Source organism: Massilia sp. DWR3-1-1 (assembly GCF_049898325.1).
Lineage (GTDB): Bacteria > Pseudomonadota > Gammaproteobacteria > Burkholderiales > Burkholderiaceae_D > JAFCUW01.
In genome coordinates, this window is the sequence record NZ_JAFCXL010000017.1 from 79884 (window position 1) to 99313 (window position 19430).

13 protein-coding genes are annotated in these 19430 nt (G+C 64.6%); 9 read left to right on the forward strand and 4 right to left on the reverse strand.

The features are described 5' to 3' along the window. Positions 1–191: 191 nt before the first annotated feature. Positions 192–1652: a metalloprotease TldD gene (gene tldD, locus ACP7EY_RS17660; protein ID WP_426195889.1), complete on the forward strand. Its 1461-nt coding sequence runs from the start codon at positions 192–194 to the stop codon at positions 1650–1652. A 313-nt stretch (positions 1653–1965) separates the two neighbouring features. Here tldD and ACP7EY_RS17665 read toward each other — a convergent pair whose 3' ends face one another. The 3 genes from ACP7EY_RS17665 to ACP7EY_RS17675 form a co-directional block, all read right to left on the reverse strand. Continuing rightward, positions 1966–2223, reverse strand: coding sequence for a hypothetical protein (locus ACP7EY_RS17665; protein WP_426195891.1), 258 nt, complete (start codon positions 2221–2223; stop codon positions 1966–1968). A gap of 123 nt (positions 2224–2346) precedes the next feature. Then, the gene (locus ACP7EY_RS17670; protein ID WP_426195893.1) at positions 2347–5211 is read right to left on the reverse strand and encodes a TonB-dependent receptor; all 2865 of its coding nucleotides are present in this window, start codon (positions 5209–5211) and stop codon (positions 2347–2349) included. Between the two features lie 254 nt (positions 5212–5465). Further along, positions 5466–5672 (reverse strand): hypothetical protein, encoded by a 207-nt coding sequence (locus tag ACP7EY_RS17675; RefSeq protein ID WP_426195894.1) that lies wholly within the window; start codon positions 5670–5672, stop codon positions 5466–5468. Here ACP7EY_RS17675 and aroG point away from each other — a divergent pair. After that, entirely contained in the window at positions 5671–6729 is a 1059-nt protein-coding gene (aroG, locus tag ACP7EY_RS17680; protein ID WP_426195896.1) for a 3-deoxy-7-phosphoheptulonate synthase AroG, read from the forward strand. The two genes, ACP7EY_RS17675 and aroG, sit on opposite strands and share 2 nt — an antisense overlap. A gap of 100 nt (positions 6730–6829) precedes the next feature. Here the strand turns inward: aroG and ACP7EY_RS17685 are convergent, their stop codons facing one another. Then, positions 6830–9616, reverse strand: a complete 2787-nt coding sequence (locus ACP7EY_RS17685; protein ID WP_426195898.1) for a TonB-dependent receptor — start codon at positions 9614–9616, stop codon at positions 6830–6832. A gap of 562 nt (positions 9617–10178) precedes the next feature. Between ACP7EY_RS17685 and ACP7EY_RS17690 the strand changes: the two genes are divergently transcribed. The 7 genes from ACP7EY_RS17690 (at position 10179) to rluB (ending at position 19184) form a co-directional block, all read left to right on the forward strand. Then, on the forward strand, positions 10179–11117 hold the full coding sequence (locus ACP7EY_RS17690) for an ABC transporter permease (protein WP_426195900.1): 939 nt from the start codon (positions 10179–10181) through the stop codon (positions 11115–11117). After that, positions 11114–12139 carry an ABC transporter permease gene (locus tag ACP7EY_RS17695; protein ID WP_426195901.1) on the forward strand — a complete coding sequence of 342 codons (1026 nt, stop codon included), beginning with the start codon at positions 11114–11116 and terminating at the stop codon, positions 12137–12139. Before ACP7EY_RS17690 ends, ACP7EY_RS17695 begins: the two co-directional genes overlap by 4 nt. Next, entirely contained in the window at positions 12136–13836 is a 1701-nt protein-coding gene (locus ACP7EY_RS17700; protein ID WP_426195903.1) for an ABC transporter ATP-binding protein, read from the forward strand. The genes ACP7EY_RS17695 and ACP7EY_RS17700 overlap by 4 nt, the downstream gene beginning before the upstream one ends. Positions 13837–13869: 33 nt before the next feature. After that, complete coding sequence (locus ACP7EY_RS17705; RefSeq protein ID WP_426195905.1) at positions 13870–14832, forward strand: VTT domain-containing protein; 963 nt, start codon at positions 13870–13872, stop codon at positions 14830–14832. A 133-nt stretch (positions 14833–14965) separates the two neighbouring features. Then, complete coding sequence (locus tag ACP7EY_RS17710; RefSeq protein WP_426195907.1) at positions 14966–15982, forward strand: glucokinase; 1017 nt, start codon at positions 14966–14968, stop codon at positions 15980–15982. Between the two features lie 396 nt (positions 15983–16378). After that, entirely contained in the window at positions 16379–17179 is an 801-nt protein-coding gene (scpB, locus tag ACP7EY_RS17715) for an SMC-Scp complex subunit ScpB (RefSeq protein ID WP_426195909.1), read from the forward strand. Beyond that, the gene (gene rluB / locus ACP7EY_RS17720) at positions 17163–19184 is read left to right on the forward strand and encodes a 23S rRNA pseudouridine(2605) synthase RluB (protein WP_426195911.1); all 2022 of its coding nucleotides are present in this window, start codon (positions 17163–17165) and stop codon (positions 19182–19184) included. Before scpB ends, rluB begins: the two co-directional genes overlap by 17 nt. The last annotated feature ends 246 nt before the right edge of the window (positions 19185–19430 follow it).

Genomic DNA, 19430 nt, shown 5'->3' on the forward strand with positions numbered 1-19430 from the left:
CCCTGTCCGGGCCCGGCCCGGCGTTCATGGCGACCAGGTGCGCGCACCGGGGCGCCATTTCCACGCGGTGAACAAGCAACTGAACCGGATTGACGTCACTTCGCCTTTTCCCGGCGTCGCCGGGGGCCTTGTCTGACTGTCCCCAACCAAAAGGTGGTTTATACTTTTGGGTGATTACTTAAGGATGCACCATGACCCCATTTGAACCGAACTTGTCCACCCTGGCGGTGGCCCGCGATATTTTGCTGACCCCGTTCGGCCTCGATGAATCGAAGCTGCTGAAAACGCTGGGGACGATGTTCACCCACAAGGTCGATTACGCGGACCTGTACTTTCAGTTTACCAAGAGCGAAGGCTGGAGCCTGGAAGAGGGCATCGTCAAGACGGGCAGTTTCTCGATCGACCAGGGCGTTGGCGTGCGCGCCGTGTCGGGTGATCGCACGGCCTTTTCCTATTCGGATGAAATTTCCGAAAGTGCGCTGCTGGAAGCGGCCGCCGCCACCCGCACCATTGCCCGCGTCGGCAGCGGCAAGATCAAGGTCGCTGGCGCCACCGTGCCCACGGGCGGGCGTTCGCTGTACCTGCCCAACGACCCGCTCGATTCGCTCGACGCCACCGCCAAGGTGAAACTGCTCGAGCGCGTGGAAAAAATGGCCCGTGCCAAGGACCCCCGCGTGGTGCAGGTGATGGCGGGCCTGGCCGGCGAATACGATGTCGTGCTGGTGGTGCGCAGCGACGGCGTGCTGGCGGCGGACATCCGGCCGCTGGTGCGCGTGTCCGTCACCGTCATCGTCGAACAGAACGGCCGCCGCGAAATGGGGTCGTCCGGCGGTGGTGGCCGTTTCAGTTATGGTTATTTCAGCGACGCCGTGCTCGATCGTTACGCTACTGAAGCGGTGCAGGCGGCCGTCGTCAATCTTGACGCCCGTCCGGCGCCGGCGGGTCCCATGACGATCGTGCTGGGGCCGGGATGGCCTGGCGTATTGCTGCACGAGGCGATCGGCCACGGCCTTGAAGGCGACTTCAATCGCAAGGGTTCCTCGGCGTTCTCCGGCCGCATTGGCGAGCGCGTGGCCGCCAAGGGTGTCACGGTGGTCGACGACGGCACCTTGCAGGACCGCCGGGGCTCGCTCAATATGGACGACGAGGGCAATCCGACCCAGTGCACGACCTTGATCGAAGATGGCATTTTGCGTGGCTACATCCAGGACACGATGAATGCGCGCCTGATGAAAATGCCGGTGACGGGCAACGCCCGCCGCGAATCGTTTGCCCACCTGCCGATGCCGCGCATGACGAACACGTACATGCTCGCCGGCGACAAGGACCCGGCGGAAATTCTCGCCTCGGTCAAGAATGGCCTGTATGCGGTCAATTTCGGCGGTGGCCAGGTCGACATCACCAACGGCAAGTTCGTCTTCTCGGCCAGCGAAGCGTACATGATCGAAAACGGCAAGGTGACCTACCCCGTCAAGGGCGCAACCCTGATCGGCAACGGCCCGGACGTGCTCAACCGCGTCTCCATGATTGGCAACGACATGCGCCTCGATTCGGGCGTGGGCGTGTGCGGCAAGGAGGGCCAGAGCGTGCCCGTGGGCGTGGGCCAACCGACTTTGCGTATTGAAGATGTGACGGTGGGGGGGACGGGATAATCAAACAAAAGTGGAAACCTACTTTTGTTTGGCTTGAATGGAGAGGACCTTCAAAAGAAGGCAAAAAAAGTGGAAACCTACTTTTTTTGGACTGACTGGAGAGAACCTTAAAAGGAAGGGCACAAAAAAAGTGGAAACCTACTTTTTTTGGACTGACTGGAGAGAACCTTAAACGGCAGGGCGAAAGTGAACGCCACTTTCGCCCTGGTACAGTCAGAGAAAAAGCCTCGGCAAAGCCGAGGCTTTTTCAGTCACGCAACCCCGATTTATGCGCGCTCCGCCGCGATGATGGACTGGAGTGGGCTGCTAACTTTTAGAGCGTGAAATACATGCTTTTGCGTTCTGCCGTGAGCGTCGAGGAACGACTCGCAGCTAATTCTCGTTCGGTCCAGTCCCTGGCATCTCGCACGCCGATAACGTCCATCATCGCGGCGAAGCTTGCACAAATCGGGGTTGCGTTCACCCCAAATTTTCCCGGCTCTGCCGGGAAAGATTTGCCTGACCAATTCAAACGAAAGTTGTTTTTTACTTTCGTTTGGCGTTTAAGGTTCTTACCGATCAAGCCAGACAAAAGTAGGTTTCCACTTTTGTCTGATCTTCACGTTTAAGGTTCTTACCGATCAAGCCAGACAAAAGTAGGTTTCCACTTTTGTCTGAACGCTTCAAAAGTAGGTTTCCACTTTTGTCTGAATGTTTAGAATTTGTGACGGAACCCCACACTCAGATACCGTCCCAGCGCACCGCTATAGTCAAGCGGGTTATAGGACGTGGCGCCATAGGTCAGCGGGTCGAGCGGCGCCACCTTGTCGAACACGTTCTGGATGGTGGCGAACATTTCGCTGTTCGGGCCAAGGGTCCAGCGGCCCGTCAGGTCGAGCGTGGTGAACGAGGCAATGCGGCAGCCGTTCGGTGCGTCCGCACCGTTGGCGAAGTGCGAGGCGCAGCCGTCCGGGTCGTTCTTGAACAGCACGTTCTTGATGGGCGCTCGGTAATTGACCACGGCCGATAAACGCCACGGCGCCAGGTCCCAGGTGGCCCCCAGGTTGACCCGGTCGTCCGGCGTGCCGATGCAATTGGTGACGTCGCAGTTGCCATGGGTGCCGGCGAAGTCGCGCGTGCTGCCGTCCTGCTCGGTACGCTGCCACTTGAACAGGTGCGTCCACTTGACGTCCATGCCCAGCGTGCCCCGCCCCGTGCCCAGGTTGAACGCGGTGCGCGCATCGAGGTCGACCCCGCGGACCTTGGTCTGCGCCGAGTTGACGTAGCGCGCCAGCACGGCCGTGATGGCACCCGGGTCGCCAGGGATGCCCGTGGCGGTGGACGGGTCGCGCGAGACACTGCCGGCCGCAATGGCCGCGTCGGTCTGCTCCTGGTTGATCTCGTTCTTGCGCTTGATCTGCCAGAAGTCGATCGATACATTGGTGCGCGGCAGCGGGTCCCAGATGGCGCCGATCGACCAGTTGCGCGATTTTTCCGGACTGAGCGCCCGGTTGGGCGAGGTGATGATGGCGATCGAGGCAGGGTCGCAGGCCGCCGCCACCCCCAGGTTGCAGCGCAGCGGATCGCTGGCGGTGGAAAACGCGGCCAGACCGCCCACGCCATTCTCAGCCGCACTGGGCGCCCTGAAGCCCTTGGCGAAATTGGCACGCAGGGCCAGTTCGCGCAGCGGCGTCCACTTGACGGCGATCTTCGGCGTGTAGGCATTGCCCACGTCGGAAAAATGGTCGGCGCGGATGGCGCCCGATAATTCGACGCTGCTCAGCACCGGCGCCAGCACTTCGGCGTAGGCGGCGGTGACGTTGCGCTTGCCGAAGTAGGCGGAATAGCCCAGGCCGATGATGTTGCCCGTCTCCGTGCCGGCGGTCGGGTTCAGTTCGGTACGCTCGCGGCGGTACTCGGCACCCAAGGCCACCCCCAGCGGACCACCGGGCAACTGGCCGAATTCGCGCGTGGCCTTGAAATCGATCTGGGCGATGCGCGTTTCGGCCTGGTTGCTGATGGTGGGCGACAGGGCGGCGTACAAGGCCGCCGAATTGAGGCCGGCGTTCTCGCCGATGCGCCAGATGCTGCCCGGCGGCAGCGCCGCATAACGGGGATTGGCGCTGGCAGCGGCGATGTTGGCCACCGTCGGGTTGAGCAGGGCGAAGGTGACGTCGCGCTGCAGGAAGCCGTCACGGTCGTTGGAGACCCGGTTGGCCGAAAACAGCAGGGCGCTGTCGATGTCCCAGTTGAACCAGCTGCCCTTGATGCCGGCCACCGCGCGACCGAACTTGGACTTGATGTCGCTGGTGCGGGGACCCACATCGGCCGCCAGGTAGCGCAGCCGCGCCACGCTGCCGAAATACGGGTTGTCCGGGTGGTTCGCGCCCAGGGCGACGGCGGCGTTGCTGACGGGGCCGCCCGGATAGCCCACCGAGCCGCTGATGGTCGACGGCGTGGTCGAGGAGTTCGATTCGCTCCAGTAGTAGTTGAGCTCGCCGTAGGCCTGCATGGCCGGCGAAATCTGGAACGTGCCGCGGCTAAACAGGTTGTACGAGTTCTGGCGGGGCTGGATCTGGCTGTACTCGCGCTGGGCGTCGGTCAGGCAACCGCCGCCCGGGTCGCCCTGCGGGTGGGTGGTGAAGTTGCGGCAGTCGGCGCCGGGAAAGGTGCGGGTAAAGCCCAGGCCGGCGAGGTTGCCCCGGTTGTAATAGTCGAGCGTGGCAGGATTGCGCACATTGCCGTTGACGGCACTGCCGGCGGCGTTGTTGGTGGTGATGGCGCCCGTGCCGCCCAGCGCTTCCTGCGCCGAGAAACCGTAGTTGCGCAGGTCCGAGCGGCCGATGTAGCGGCGCCCGTCGCGGTCGCGGTTGTAGACTTCGCGCTTGCCGCCGAATTCCAGGCTGAACAGCATGTTGTAGCGGTCGGTGTCGAGACTGCCGAAGCCGTGGGTGATGGCGAGGCGACCGTCGCGACCATCCCAGTAGCGTGATTCGCCGAAGCTGCCGCGCACCGAGGTGCCCACGAAATCGCGGCGCAAGATGACGTTGACGACGCCGGCGATGGCGTCGGAGCCGTAGATGGCCGAGGCGCCACCCTTGAGAATTTCAATGCGCTCGACGGCGTCGCTGGGGATGATGTTGAGGTCGGTAAAGACTTTCTGGCCGTCGTCGGCCAGCCCGTACGGGGCGATGCGGCGGCCATTGAGCAGCACCAGCGTGGAGGCGGCACCCAGGCCACGCAGCGAAATGCCGGACGCGCCCTGGGCGAAGCCGCCGCCGAAATTGGTCGGCACCGAGCCCTGGTTGTCCACCGCCAGCGTTTGCAGCAGTTCGGCCACCGTGCTGCGGCCCGTTTTTTCGATGTCGGCACGGTTCAGGGTTTGCACGGCGGTGGAACTTTCCGCCTCGGCCCGGCGGATATTCGAGCCGGTGATTTCTACCCGCGCGATGGGCTGGCCGGCCTGCGCCACCTGGGCCGTGGCGGGGGGCGCCACCAGGCCAAGGGCGGCGCCGACCCCGGCACAGGCGCCACCGACGTAGAGCGTGCGAAGCGTCCGGGACAGTACAGTTTCATTCATGTCGAACTCCATGGGTAAGGGCGTTTCCATGCGGCTAGACTTGGCGCAACAAATCCGCACGGAAATGTTATGCGAGCGCAAGGCAGTGCCGGCGTTATCGGGATGTCAGCATCGAGTTTTGCATCGGACGACCCGATGCAAATGAGGTACATCAAACGGGTTTGCCTTAGTGGCAAGGGTGTGGGATCGCCGCAACTGGACTGGGGTTGGTATTTCCAACCGACAAAGCGCTTGCCAAGCCGCGTCCCTTGTTGCTATAGTCGTTCAACGTTTTCGGGACCGCCATGCACGCTGCGCTGTTGTTTACCTGCTTTTTTTACTTTAGCCATTCCAGCCAACAGGCGGTGGAGTAGCGGCAGGTTTTCGCAGAAGCAAACCGGAACCAGCAGAACTCGATCAACCGCCAGCGATGGCGGTTTTTTTTTAGCCCGACATTTTTGAACCCGCACGGAGAACAGCATGCAACGCACCGACGATTTACGCATCCGCGAAATGAAGGAATTGACGCCACCCTCGCACCTGATCCGCGAGTTTGCCTGCAGCGAGGCGGCCGGCGCCACCGCGGCCAACGCGCGGGTGGCGCTGCACCGCATCCTGCATGGCCAGGACGACCGCCTGCTGGTGGTGATCGGCCCCTGTTCGATCCACGATCCGAAGGCGGCCATGGAGTATGCGCGGCGCCTGGCCGCGGTCCGCCGCGAGCACGCCGGCGACCTCGAAATCGTCATGCGCGTGTACTTCGAAAAGCCGCGCACCACGGTGGGCTGGAAGGGCCTGATCAACGACCCCTACATGGACAACAGTTTCAGGATCAACGATGGCCTGCGCATGGCGCGCGAACTGCTGCGCGACATCAATGAACTGGGCCTGCCTGCCGGCACCGAATTTCTTGACGTGATCAGCCCCCAGTACATCGCCGACCTCATCAGCTGGGGCGCGATCGGCGCCCGTACCACCGAGTCGCAGGTGCACCGCGAACTGGCGTCCGGCCTGTCGTGCCCGGTCGGCTTCAAGAACGGTACCGACGGCAACATCAAGATCGCCGTCGAGGCCATCAAGGCGGCCTCGCAGCCGCACCACTTCCTCTCCGTCACCAAGGGCGGCCATTCGGCCATCGTGTCGACCAATGGCAACGAGGATTGCCACATCATCCTGCGCGGTGGCAAGACGCCCAATTACGACGCCGACAGCGTCGACGATGCCTGCCGCCAGATGGCCCTGCAAGGCCTGGCGGCACGCCTGATGATTGACGCCTCCCACGCCAACAGCGCGAAAAAGCCGGAAAACCAGGTGCCCGTGTGCGCCGACATCGCCGGCCAGGTGGCGGCCGGTTCCGACCGCATCATCGGCGTGATGGTCGAATCGAACCTGGTGGCGGGGCGCCAGGACCTGGTGCCGGGCAAGGAGCTCGTCTATGGCCAGTCCGTCACCGACGGCTGCATCGACTGGGACAGCAGCTTGCAGGTGCTCGACACGCTCGCCGCCGCGGTGCGCCAGCGCCGCGTGCGCCACGAATAAACGCCCCGCGGTGCGGGCATAAAAAAAGGGCGCTGATTTCTCAGCGCCCTTTTTACGTTGGAACCGGCCCGCTTCGATACCAGCGGGCCAGCCTTACGTCTTAGAACGAGTAACGTGCACCGGCCTTGAAGTAGCGGCCGATGGCGCCGGAAGCGTCCATCGGGTTGTAGCTCATGCCGCCGTAGGTCAATGGATCGAGTGGTGCGATCTTGTCGAACAGGTTGCTGACCGAACCGAACAGTTGAATGTTCTTGCTCAGGTTGTAGCGTGCCGACAGGTCGACCGTGGTGAACGATGCCAGTTTGCAACCGTTTGGTGCAGGGGTGCCGTTGGCAAAGGTCGAAGCGCACAGGTCGCCTTCAAACAGGACGTTCTTGATGTCCGAACGGTAGTTGGCGCTGGCCGTTACGTTCAGGGCATTCCAGTCCCAGCCAGCAACCAGGCTGATCTTGTCTTTTGGCGTACCGGCGCAGTTCGAGGTATCGCAGTTGCCGTGGGTGCCGGCGAACTGGTACTTGACGGTGGCCGACTCAGCACGCATCCACGACGCGATGTGGGTCCAGGTCAGACCGACCGTGCCACGACCGTAGGTGCCCAGGCCGAAGCGCTGCTTGACGTCCAGATCGACACCCTTGATCTCGGTGTAGCTCGAGTTGCGGTATGGCGCTTTGGAGATCAGCAAGGTACCCGTGTTCGGGATGGCGATACCGTTTGTACCGATCAGGTTGTTATCCGAACGCACGGCGGTCGGCAGGGCCGCCGCTTCGCTGTACGGCAGCGGGTTGATCTCGTTGCTGCGCTTGATCTTCCAGGCGTCCAGCGACAGGCTGGTGTTGTTCAGTGGATCCCACACCAGGCCCAGGGTGGCGCCTTTCGATTTTTCCGGGCTCAGGTTCGGGTTACCGACCTTGACGGCGGCGATCGAAGCGGAGCAATCGTTGGTGCTGGCGCCGGCGGCAGGTACACCACCTGGGCAGCGGATCGGGTCACGCGCGGTGGCGGTACCGGTCGATTGCGATTCGACACCTGCTTCGGCAGGGCCCGGTGCACGGAAACCTTCCGAGTAGGTGCCGCGCAGCGCGAAGGTGCGCACCGGGGTCCACTTGGCGCCCAGTTTCGGGGTGGTGGCCGAGAAATTGGCGTACTTGTCGTAACGGGCGGCGGCGGACAGTTCGACCGTTTTCAGGATCGGTGCTGCCAGTTCGACGAACACGGCCGACACGTTGGTGTCGCCCTTGGCGGCCACGTACGACGAGTTGATGCTGCCGTCGATGGTGCCCGACAACGATGGGTTGTCGAGTTTTTCACGGCGGTGTTCCGCGCCCACTGCAACGCCGAGGGCGCCGCCTGGCAGCTGGAACCACTCGCGCGATGCCTTGAAGTCGACGATGTCGAGCTTGGTCGTCGAGTGCGAGGTCGCCGTCGTCACCATCGCTGCGTACAGCGAAGCTGGGTTCTTGCCAGCCTGGGTGCCCAGGTAGTACGGGAAGTACGGGCTGGCCGAGTTGCCCAGCGCTGCCGCGACCACGTTCATGTTGAGCATGTTGCTGTAAGCAAGATCGAGGGTCGATTGCGAGTGCACATAGCCGGCATCGAAGTCCCAGCCGAATTTGTTGCCTTTGACGCCAACGACGAAGCGGCTGAAGGCGTTGTCGGCCGAACGGGTGCTTGGGCCCACGTCAAATGCCGAGTAACGCACGCGCACTGGCACGCCGTACGGGTTCTGCGGGTGATTGGCGGCCAGCACGATGGTGGTGCCGGCGCCCGAACCGAAGTTCTTCACACCGGTCGGGTAGGTGGCGTTCGGCGGGAAGGCGATGGTCGGGGTGATCGACGGCGGGGTCAGCGTGAAGGCGGTGTCGCGCTTCGAGTAGCCGGCTTCGGCGTAGACCTGCAGGTCGCTGTTGATGATCTTGGTGCCGCGGGCGTACAGATTGCCGCCGTTGATTTGCGGCTGCATCGAGCGGAACTGGTCAGCGTGCCATACGCAGCCATTGGCCGGGACGGGCTGTACCGAGGTCGAGAAAGTGCCGCAACCTGGCAGGTATTCGTAGACGTTGGTGAGCGGATTGCGGATCGCACCGGTCGGGGTCGCACCAGCGACGCCGCTGCGGATGTCGCCGGCGGCGAACTGGGTGGCCAGCGGGTAGCCGTACGGGCGCAGGTCGCCAGCGCCGATCCAGGCGCGACCGGCGCGGTCCTTGTTCAGCGTTTCATTGTTCTGGTACAGCTCGGCGTTGATCAGGACGTTGTAGCCGTCGTTGTCCAGGTCGCCCTTGCCCCAGGTCACGGAGGCTTTGCTCATTTCGCCGTCGCGATAGCGCGATTCGCCCAGTTCGACCTTGGCAGTCAGACCCTGGTAGTTCTTTTTCAGGATGATGTTGACCACGCCGGCGATGGCGTCAGCGCCGTAGGTGGCCGAAGCGCCATCCTTGAGGATCTCGATGCGTTCGACCGCTTCCATTGGCACCGTCGACAGATCGGTGAAGCTTTTCTGGCCGTCATCGGCGCGGGCGAACGGTGCCATGCGGCGGCCGTTGAGCAGCACCAGCGTCGACGTGGCACCGAGGCCGCGCAGCGAAATGGCGGTCGAACCGGCGGCGAAACCATTGCCGAAGCCGGTAGGCAGCGAACCGGCGCCGTCGGCGGTCAGGGTTTGCAGGTACTCGGCAACCGTGCCCTTGCCCGATTTGGCCAGGTCAGCGGCGGTAACCACTTGCACCGGCGAGGCGGTCTCGGCGCTCGCGCGCTTGATGCTCGAACCGGTGATTTCGACGCGCTGGATTGGCGCGGCGGAAACGGCTTCTTGCGCCATGGCAGGCTGGGCCAGGGCGATTGCCGCCAGGGCCAGCGATACCGCTTGGGCGACGGCTGTCTTTTTGTACATGGTAACTCCAGTAAATACGTGATTGAAAACGGTGGCCGCGGCGCATGCATATGCGCCTTGCAGATTAAAACCGAGAAAAACTTACTCGGTTCGGCCCGCAAACGCAGCAGATCGATCGCTATGCGTGAAATTTTTCGATGAAACAGATTTTCAGGCGCTGTCATCTGACCACCGGCTTGGGGGGGTGTCAATCCCGCGCCTTTTGCATTTTTGTGGCGATACAACACATTCGCATCCCCGTAGTGTTGGATTGGTCGTAATTGACGCGGTGTAAGATTCAGTAAAAAGCTGCTAAGTCTGTGTAAAGAAAGGTAAAAATCCTGCAACTGGCTTGTATTTTTGACCTTTTTTGGCCGTGGCAAAATTCATACATATCAAAAATAATTATTTCTTTGGCGTGCGCCGGGATCCAGTGTGCGGTCGCCGATTTGTTGTAACCAAACAACAGAAGGGGGCGCGGCGACTGCCATGGATGTGCCAACGGCGGCCCTGAAATGCGCTATCGTTACGCCTTTTCCACGGCCCCGGCCGTTCATCGACGCCTTCAGCCCGGACTTCAATCATGCTTGCCTACATAGTGCGTCGCCTGTGGCAGATGCTGCCCACGATGGCCGGGGTGGTGCTGCTGGTGTTTGTCCTGTTTAACTGGGTGGGCGGCGATCCCGCCTATCTGCTGGCCGGCAAGATGTCCTCGGCCGAACAGATCGCCAATATCCGCCGGCAACTGGGGGTCGACCAACCCGTCTGGGTGCAACTGGGGATCTTTGTCCGGCAAATCGTCGCCTTCGATTTCGGCAACGCCTGGAGCACGGGCGAGCCGGTCGGCCAGATCATCCTCAGCCGACTGGGGCCGTCGCTGACGGTGCTGGTGCCGCTGACCATCCTCGAGACCCTCATCGCGGTGGCGCTGGCGCTGGCCATCGCCTTCGTGCGCGGCTCGCTGCTCGATCGCACGGTGATGGTCGCTTGTACCGTTGGCATGTCGATCTCGATCCTGGTCTACATTTGCGTGCTGCAATACGTGCTGGCTTACCAGCTCGGCTGGTTTCCCGTGCAGGGCTGGGGCACGGGGCTGGGCGAGAACCTGCTCCATTACGCCGCCTTGCCGATCCTGATCGGGCTGGCCGTGTCGATCGCCCCCACCTTGCGCCTGTACCGCAGTTTCGTGCTCGACGAAGCGGGCCAGGACTACGTGCGCACGGCGCGCGCCAAGGGCCTGGGCGAACGCCGCATCCTGTGGGTGCATGTGCTGCGCAATGCCGCCATCCCCATCATTACCCACGTCATGGCGAACTTGCCGGCGCTGCTGATCGGCGCCTTCCTGCTCGAGCGCTTTTTTGGCATTCCCGGTATCGGCCGCGAAGTCATCCTGGCCGTTGAGCGCAGCGATTTTCCTGTCATCAAGGCGATCACCGTCTACGTCGCCGCCGCCACCATGCTGTTCAACCTGCTCACCGACCTGCTGTACCAGGCGGTCGATCCGCGCGTGCAGTTGCAATGACGGACGCCCCTGCACGTGGTGCCGGCGCCTCGGCCGGCCTGTGGACGCTGGCCTGGCGCCGCCTGCGCGCCGACCGCCTGGCGATGGCCGCGCTGGCCGTGCTGGCCGCCTTCGCCGTGCTGCTGTCGCTGGCGGCGGCGGGGCTGGTGGCCGCCGACTGGGAGACCGAGGCGGGCGTGAGCTATGCGCCGCCGTCCTTCCTGGGCGCCGGTGGCAGCGCTCCCGCCGCCGCCGCCCAGGTCCAGGCGCCACTGGCCGAGAACCCCTTCGACCCCCTGCAAGCGGACATCGCGGCGATTCGCGCGCAGGGCGGGGCGGGTGCAGCGGCGGTGGCCGCGCGCCGTGCCAGCTTGCCGTTCGGCGCCGACAAGTGGGGCCACGATATCGTCAAGAAAACCATCAAGGGCGGGCAGACCTCGGTCGTCGTCGGCCTGGTCGCGGCCTTGCTGGCGGTGGGGCTGGGCACCCTGTTCGGCGCCCTGGCCGGCTTTTACGGGGGCGTGGTGGATGACCTGTTCAACTGGTTCTACAGCATTTTTACGGCGATCCCCTCGATCCTGATGATCCTGACGGTGGCGGCGGTGCTGCAGCACAAGGGCGTCGGCACCATCGTGCTGATCCTGGGCCTGACCGGGTGGACGGGGCCGTTCCGCCTGATGCGCGCCGAATACATGAAACACAAGGTGCGCGAATACGTCATGGCTGCCGATGCCATCGGCGCCTCCGACTGGCGCAAGATGTTCGCGCATATTTTCCCCAACGTCAGCCACGTGGCGCTGGTGCAGCTGTCAATCCTGGTGGTCGGCTTCATCAAGGCCGAGGTGATCCTGTCCTTCCTGGGCTTCGGCGTGCCGGTCGGCACCGTGTCCTGGGGCAGCATGCTCAATGAAGCGCAGACCGAACTCATTCTGGGCAAGTGGTGGCAACTGGCGGCCGCCGCCACCGCCATGGCGCTGCTGGTGACGGCGTTTTCCCTGCTCACCGACGCCTTGCGCGACGCCCTCGATCCGAAACTCAAATGACGCCCGCCGACCCTTCCATGCTGTTACAGGTGCGCAACTTGCGCGTGCGCTTTCGTGTCGACAAGTTTTCCAGCGTCGAGGCCGTCAAGGGGATTTCCTTCGATGTGCCCCGCAACGCCACCGTGGCGCTGGTGGGCGAGTCTGGCAGCGGCAAGTCGGTCAGCTCGATGGCCGTGATGGGCCTGCTCGACCCCGCCATCGCCAGTGTCGACCCGGCCAGCAGCATCGTGTTCGACGGGCGCGAGTTGCTCGGCTTGCCGCTGGCCCAGCGGCGGCGCCTGTGCGGCAAGGACATCGCCATGATTTTTCAGGAGCCGATGTCGTCCCTCAATCCCGTCTTCACGGTCGGCTTTCAGATCGGCGAAGTGCTGCGCCTGCACTTGGCGATGGGGCGCCGGCAGGCGCGCGCGCGCACCATCGACCTGCTGCGCGAAGTGGGCATTCCCGATCCCGAGCGCAAGATCGACGCCTACCCCAGCCAGATGTCGGGCGGCCAGCAGCAGCGCGTGATGATCGCCATGGCGATTGCCTGCGAACCGAAGCTGCTCATTGCCGACGAACCGACCACGGCGCTCGACGTGACGATCCAGCAGCAGATCGTCGAACTGCTGGCGGCGCTGCAGCGGCGCCGCAACATGGCGGTGCTGTTCATCACCCACGACCTGGCGCTGGTGGGAGAGATGGCCGACCAGGTCATCGTGATGCGCCACGGCGAGGTGCGCGAAAGGGGGGCGGTGCAGCAGATTTTCCAGCAGCCGGCCGACCCCTACACGCGCGCGCTGCTGCTGTGCCGGCCGAAGCTGGACCAGCGGCCGCTGCGCCTGCCCGTGATCGATGAGGTGCTCGCCGGCGGTGGCGCCGGCGCCGCGGCGGCCCCGGCGCCCCAGCGCCAACGGGGCAGCAGCCCCCTCGACGTGCCCTTGCTGGTGGTCGAGGGCTTGTCGAAAAGTTTTTACAGCCGCGCCGGCTGGTTCGGCAAGCGCGAGTTCAAGGCGGTCGAGAACGTCTCATTCACGCTCGCCAGGGGCAAGACGCTGGGCGTGGTGGGCGAATCGGGCTCTGGCAAAAGCACCGTCGGCCTGACCTTGCTGCGCCTGCACCGGGCCAGCGCGGGCAGCGCCCATTTCGAGGGGCGCGACCTGTTCGCCATGACGGACGCCCAGTTCCTGCCGTACAAACGGCGTATCCAGATTATCTTCCAGAATCCCTACGCCTCGCTCAACCCTCGCTTCACGGTCGGCCAGATCCTGCTCGAGCCCATGCGCATCCACCGCATCGGCGCCAGCGACGGCGAACGGCTGGCGATGGCCGAAGCGCTGCTGCGCCGGGTCGGCTTGCCCACCGCGGCGCTGCAGCGCTATCCGCACGAGTTTTCCGGCGGCCAGCGCCAGCGCATTGCGATTGCCCGCTGCCTGACGATGCAGCCGGAAATTCTCGTCTGCGATGAATCGGTGTCGGCGCTCGACGTGTCGGTGCAGGCCCAGGTGCTCAATCTGCTGCAGGATCTGCAGGATGAATTTGGCCTGAGCTACGTGTTCATCTCGCACGATCTGGCGGTGGTGAAGTACATCGCCGACCAGGTGATGGTGATGCACCACGGTCACGTGGTCGAACTGGCCGATTCGGACGTGCTGTACCGCGACCCCCGGCACGCCTACACAAAAACCTTGCTCAGTGCCATTCCGAAGGGGGCGTGAGCCGCCGCCGGCAAATTCCGCTACCATCTGCCCATGTCCCAACTCGTTCACCTGATTCAAACCTACGGCGTGCTGATCGTCTTTGGCACCGTGCTGCTCGAGCAGATCGGCCTGCCCATTCCCGCCATGCCCATGCTGATCGTGGCGGGGGCGCTGGCCGCCGGCGGCGAAATCAGCTGGGCCGCGGTGCTCGCCGCCAGCGTGGGCGCCTGCCTGATCAGCGATTATTTCTGGTTCAAGGCGGGGCGCTTTTATGGCAAGCGGGTGCTGCGCCTGCTGTGCAAGATTTCGCTCTCGCCCGATTACTGCGTCAGCCAGACGGAGGACAAGTTCCGCCGCTGGGGCGCGAAATCGCTGCTGGTGGCCAAGTTCGTGCCCGGCTTTAACACGGTGGCGCCGCCGCTGGCTGGCGCCATGGGCACCACCACGCCCGTGTTCCTGGTCTATAGCGTGCTGGGGGCGCTGCTGTGGAGCGCGGTGGGGATCGGCATCGGCATGCTGTTCAAGGATGGCATCGACGACGTGCTGACCACCCTGGAAACCATGGGCGGGGTGGCCCTGTCGGGCCTGCTGGTGCTGCTCGCTGCCTTTATCCTGTACAAGTATGTGGAGCGGCGGCGCTTTCGCAACAGCCTGCCGGCCGAGCGCATCGGCATGGATGAGCTGATCGCCTTGCAAGGCAGCGGCGCGGCGCCCCTGATCATCGATGCGCGCAGCCTCACCGCCCGCGAACTCGAGGCCGCCATTCCCGGCGCGCTCGCGTATGCGGCCTGCGAGCCGGGTCAACTGATGGCCTCGCTCGACAAGGACCGCCACATCGTCGTCTATTGCAGCTGTCCAAACGACGTCACCGCAGCCCAAGTGGCGCGGCAGTTTGTCGCCAACGGCTTTCACCGCGCCCGCGCCCTGCACGGCGGGCTCGACGCCTGGAACCGCGCGCAGGCGCCCGCCGACGCTGCCGCACCGGCCACTCCGCGCGAAAAGCGCGTAGTCTGACTACTCGCTGTGCGCCGGCACCTGTCATTTGACGAGGTGGCCGGCCGGGGTAGGGTGGCGCCAGTCACCGTTGATGTACTTTAACTACAAAGATTGCTTGCGTCCTTGGCCAGAATTCCTTAAGCTTGGCCGCATGACATCGACTTTCCACGACGCGCCGCCCTTGTCGGCATTTTCCGACGGCCCGCGCCTGCTCGCCGACATCGGCGGCACCAACGCCCGCTTCGCGCTCGAGACGGCGCCGGGCCAGTTCGTCCACATCGAAGTGCTGCCGTGCGCCAGTTTCGCCACGCTCGAACTGGCGCTGGCCGCTTACTGCGCCATGCCGGACGTGGCGGCGCTGTTGGCGGCGCCGATCCGCCACGCCGCCATCGCCATCGCCAACCCCGTGGTGGGCGACGTGGTGCGCATGACCAACCATCACTGGGAATTTTCCATTTCCGCCCTGCAGCGGTCGTGCGGCTTCACCACCCTGGTGGTGGTCAACGATTTCAGTGCGCTGGCCTACGCCGTGCCGCAACTGGCGGCCCACCAGAAGGAAAAAATCGGCGGCGGCACGGCGCTGGAGGGCGCCCCGCTGGGCTTGCTGGGCGCGGGCACGGGGCTAGGCGTGTCGGGCTTGATTCCCATCGACGACCAGTGGACGGCGCTGCGCAGCGAAGGCGGGCACGTGACGTTTTCGCCCGCTAATGCGCAGGAGCTCGCCATCCTGCAATTTGCCTGGACCCGCTTCGAGCACGTCTCGGCCGAGCGTCTGCTCTCCGGTGGCGGCCTCGAGCTCATTTACAGTGCGCTGGCGCAGCACCTGGGCGCGCCCGACGAGGCGCTGGCGGCGCCGGCCATCGTCGAGCGCGCCCTGGGCGGGCAGTGCGCGCTGTGCGACCAGGTGGTCGAAGCGTTTTGCGGCATGCTGGGCACGGTGGCGGGCAACCTGGCCGTCACCCTCGGCGCGCAGGGCGGTATCTATATAGGCGGCGGCATCGTGCCGCGGCTGGGAGCGCGCTTTGCCGCCTCGTGCTTCCGCCGCCGCTTCGAGCAGAAAGGCCGCTTCGTCCACTACCTGGCGCAGGTACCCACCTGGGTCATCACGGCGCAGTACCCGGCCTTCCTGGGCGTGTCGGCCCTGCTGGCCGAGCAGCTCGCCGCCTGACGGCGTCGCTGGCGGCCCTGGCGTGTGCCACCGCCGGTTTTATGGGGTACAATGGGCGCAGTGTGAAGTGACGATGTCGATCGTTCTTGCGTTGCGCGCGCCCAGCCCCGGCTGCGAAGCGGCCGCAAAAAAGAAGCGTTTCGCTTTAGAATCAACGGCTTGGCGCCTGCGCGCCCCTTGCCCGCTGATGGGTGGCCCCGCGCAAGCGGCCCCCGCGCCTTCAACATTCTATCGGTAGCAATCGAGCCCTTTGCCTCCCGGCGCCGGTGCTTGACGCCAGTTTCGACGACAACTGTGTGTCCGTCGGCCTCTTGCAATGACGGCCGTCTGCTGCGTTGTTCAGTTTAAGTAAATTTCTTTTTGCATTGCCTTTGCAAGATCCGTTGACACATCGCTATGAATACTGATGAGGCCAAGCGTGTCCTCGAGACCGCGCTGTTATGCGCGCGCGAGCCGCTGTCCATCTACAGCATGAAAAAACTGTTCGTCGATGCCGATGACCATGGCAGGACCACGGGTGGCGCTTCGGCCGCGCCCGGGGTCGAGGTCGAACGGATCAAGTTGATGCTCGAAGAACTGCACCACGATTGGCAGGAGCGGGGTATCGAGCTCGTCAGTCTGGCCAGCGGCTGGCGCTTTCAAAGCCGGCCGGAGATGAAGGTGTACCTCGATCGCATGAGTCCGGAAAAGCCGCCCAAGTATTCGCGGGCCACCATGGAAACGCTGTCGATCATCGCTTACCGCCAGCCCGTCACGCGCGGCGATATCGAGGAAATCCGCGGCGTGACGGTCAATTCGCAGACCATCAAGATGCTCGAAGAGCGGGGCTGGATCGACGTCATCGGCCACCGCGAAGTGATCGGCCGGCCCGCTTTGCTGGGCACGACCCGGCAGTTTCTCGATGACCTGGGATTGAACAGCCTGTCCCAGTTGCCGCCCTTGCAGCAAGTGGCCCTGAACAATGAGGGTGGCGCAATGGCGGCGCTGGAAGCGGCCCTGCAGGAAAATTTTGACAAAGCGGCGGCCCAGGTGGCTGCCGGTAACGAAGGCGCGGGCGGCATTGCAGTCGCGGCCGGCTCCAATGCTTCACTTGCTGAAGCTCCCATTTACGACGCTGCGCCAGAGACACCGGTTGATGCCGCGCCAGGTCAGCAGACCTCAGACATTTCAGATATAAATAATGAACACAACAATTAAATCCCCTGATTCCGACCTGCCTGGCGCCGCCGTTGCCGTCGACAAGCCTAAACGCCGCACCAAGGCGCAGATCGAGGCCGACAATGCCGCCGGCATCACCAAGCCCCGCGCCAAGCGCGCCAAGCCGGCCGCCGAGGCGGACGGCGCCAGCGTCTCGCCGGCCGCTGCGCCAGCGGCCGTCGAGATGCTGGCGCCAGCGGACGACCATCCCGTGGTCCAGCGCAAGGCGCGCCCCGCCAAGGTGATTCCCGCCAAGGCCGCCGCCGCCGCTGCTGCTGCCGAAGCGGCCGCCGCCGCGCCGGCAGCGTCCGACGAGGGCGATGCGCCGCGCCAGGAGCGTGGTCCGCGCACCCCGCGCGGTCCGCGCCAGATGCGTGAGCAGCGCCAGATGCGCGAGCCGAAGCCGCAGCGTCCCGCGCGCGATGGCCGTGGCCCGCAGGGTGCGCCGGTCGATGCCGCCCATCCGGGCGAGGACGGCGCCATCGCCGTCGTGGCCGGCGAGCATGTCCGCCCCGAGCGCGGCCCCCGCCCCGAGCGCGCCGCCGACGCCAAGCCGCGCGTGAAAAAGAACAAGAAGGGCAATCCCGGCCTGCAGCACCACAAGAAGGCCCGCGGCGGCGATGATGCCGATGCGGTGTTCTCGTACGTCACCTCGGACGACTTCGATGCCAACGACGGCGGCCGCGGCCAGAGCGCCAAGGTCGTCAAGCGCGACCTCACGTCCGACGACGACGCACCGAAACTGCACAAGGTACTGGCCGAAGCGGGCCTCGGTTCGCGCCGCGACATGGAAGACCTGATCGTGGCCGGCCGTGTCTCCGTCAACGGCGAGCCGGCCCACATTGGCCAGCGCATCCTGCCGTCCGACGCCGTGCGCATCAACGGCAAGCTGATCCAGCGTAAAGTGAGCACCAAGCCGCCGCGCGTGCTGGTGTACCACAAGCCGGCCGGCGAAATCGTCAGCGCCGACGATCCGGAAGGCCGCGCCTCCGTGTTTGATCGCCTGCCGACCATGAAGGCCGGCAAGTGGCTGGCCGTGGGCCGGCTCGACTTCAACACCGAGGGCCTGCTGCTGTTTACCACCTCCGGTGACCTGGCCAACCGCCTGATGCACCCCCGCTACAACATCGACCGCGAGTACGCCGTGCGCACCCTGGGCGAGCTCGAAGAGGGCATGCGCCAGAAACTGCTGGCCGGCGTCGAACTCGAAGACGGCGTGGCCTCGTTCACCAAGATCGCCGATGGCGGCGGCGAGGGCATCAACAAGTGGTACCGCGTGGTGATCGGCGAAGGCCGTAACCGCGAAGTGCGCCGCATGTTCGAGGCGGTCGGCCTGACCGTCTCGCGCCTGATCCGTACCCGCTACGGCGCCATGACCTTGCCGAGCAGCCTCAAGCGTGGCCGTTGGGAAGAGCTGGAAGAAAACGATGTGCGCTCGCTGCTGACCGCGTTCGGCGTCGAAAAGAAAGGCGAGAAAGTCGCGCCCGACAGCCGTGGCCCGAAACCGAAAGGCGCCGCCGCCGCGGGTGGCTTCAGCCCCGCCCGCGTGCCTGGCGAAGTCGACGGCAACCGCGCCGACCGCGACACCAACCGCAACGTCGATCCGTTTGCCGGCACCGCCGGCCGTGGTCGCGGCGGCCGCAGCCAGGGTCGCAACACCCCGCTGGTGGGCGCCGGCTACGGTGGCATGGCCGGCGGCCATCCCACCGGTGGCGACGCGCCGGCGTTCACGCCTGGCAATGGCCAGGGGCCGCGCGCCAAGGGTCCCGGTTTTAAAGGTGGCAAGCCGCAAGGGCAGGGTCGTCCGGGCGGCGGCGGTGGCGCCGGTGGTGCCGGGGGGGCCGGTCGTTCCAGCGGCGCGCCGGCCAAGGGCCCGCGCCAGCCCGATCCCCTGCAGACCACCTTTGGCTTCGGCAATGCCGGTGGCGGCTCGCGCCGTCCGCAGGGTCCGCAAGGCCCCCGCAACGCCGACCAGGGCGCGCCGCGGCGCGGCCGCCGCGGCTAAAAAGGGCGGCCGCACGCTTGAAAAACGGGGCGCGCGGCGCCATCTGCGCCAAACCTCCGTTGATCGTGCAGTGCAGCAATCATGTGTTGTTTGATCGTTCATTTGACGTCGCTGCGATTGCAGGGTATGTCAAAAAGCGCTATAATCGCTAACCTGATAAAAGTTGTTACGAAGTGGTCGCATCGGTGTCAACCCATCGGTCCATCGCGCAAGCGCTTTGATCTGGTTAAAGATTTTGGAGGGATG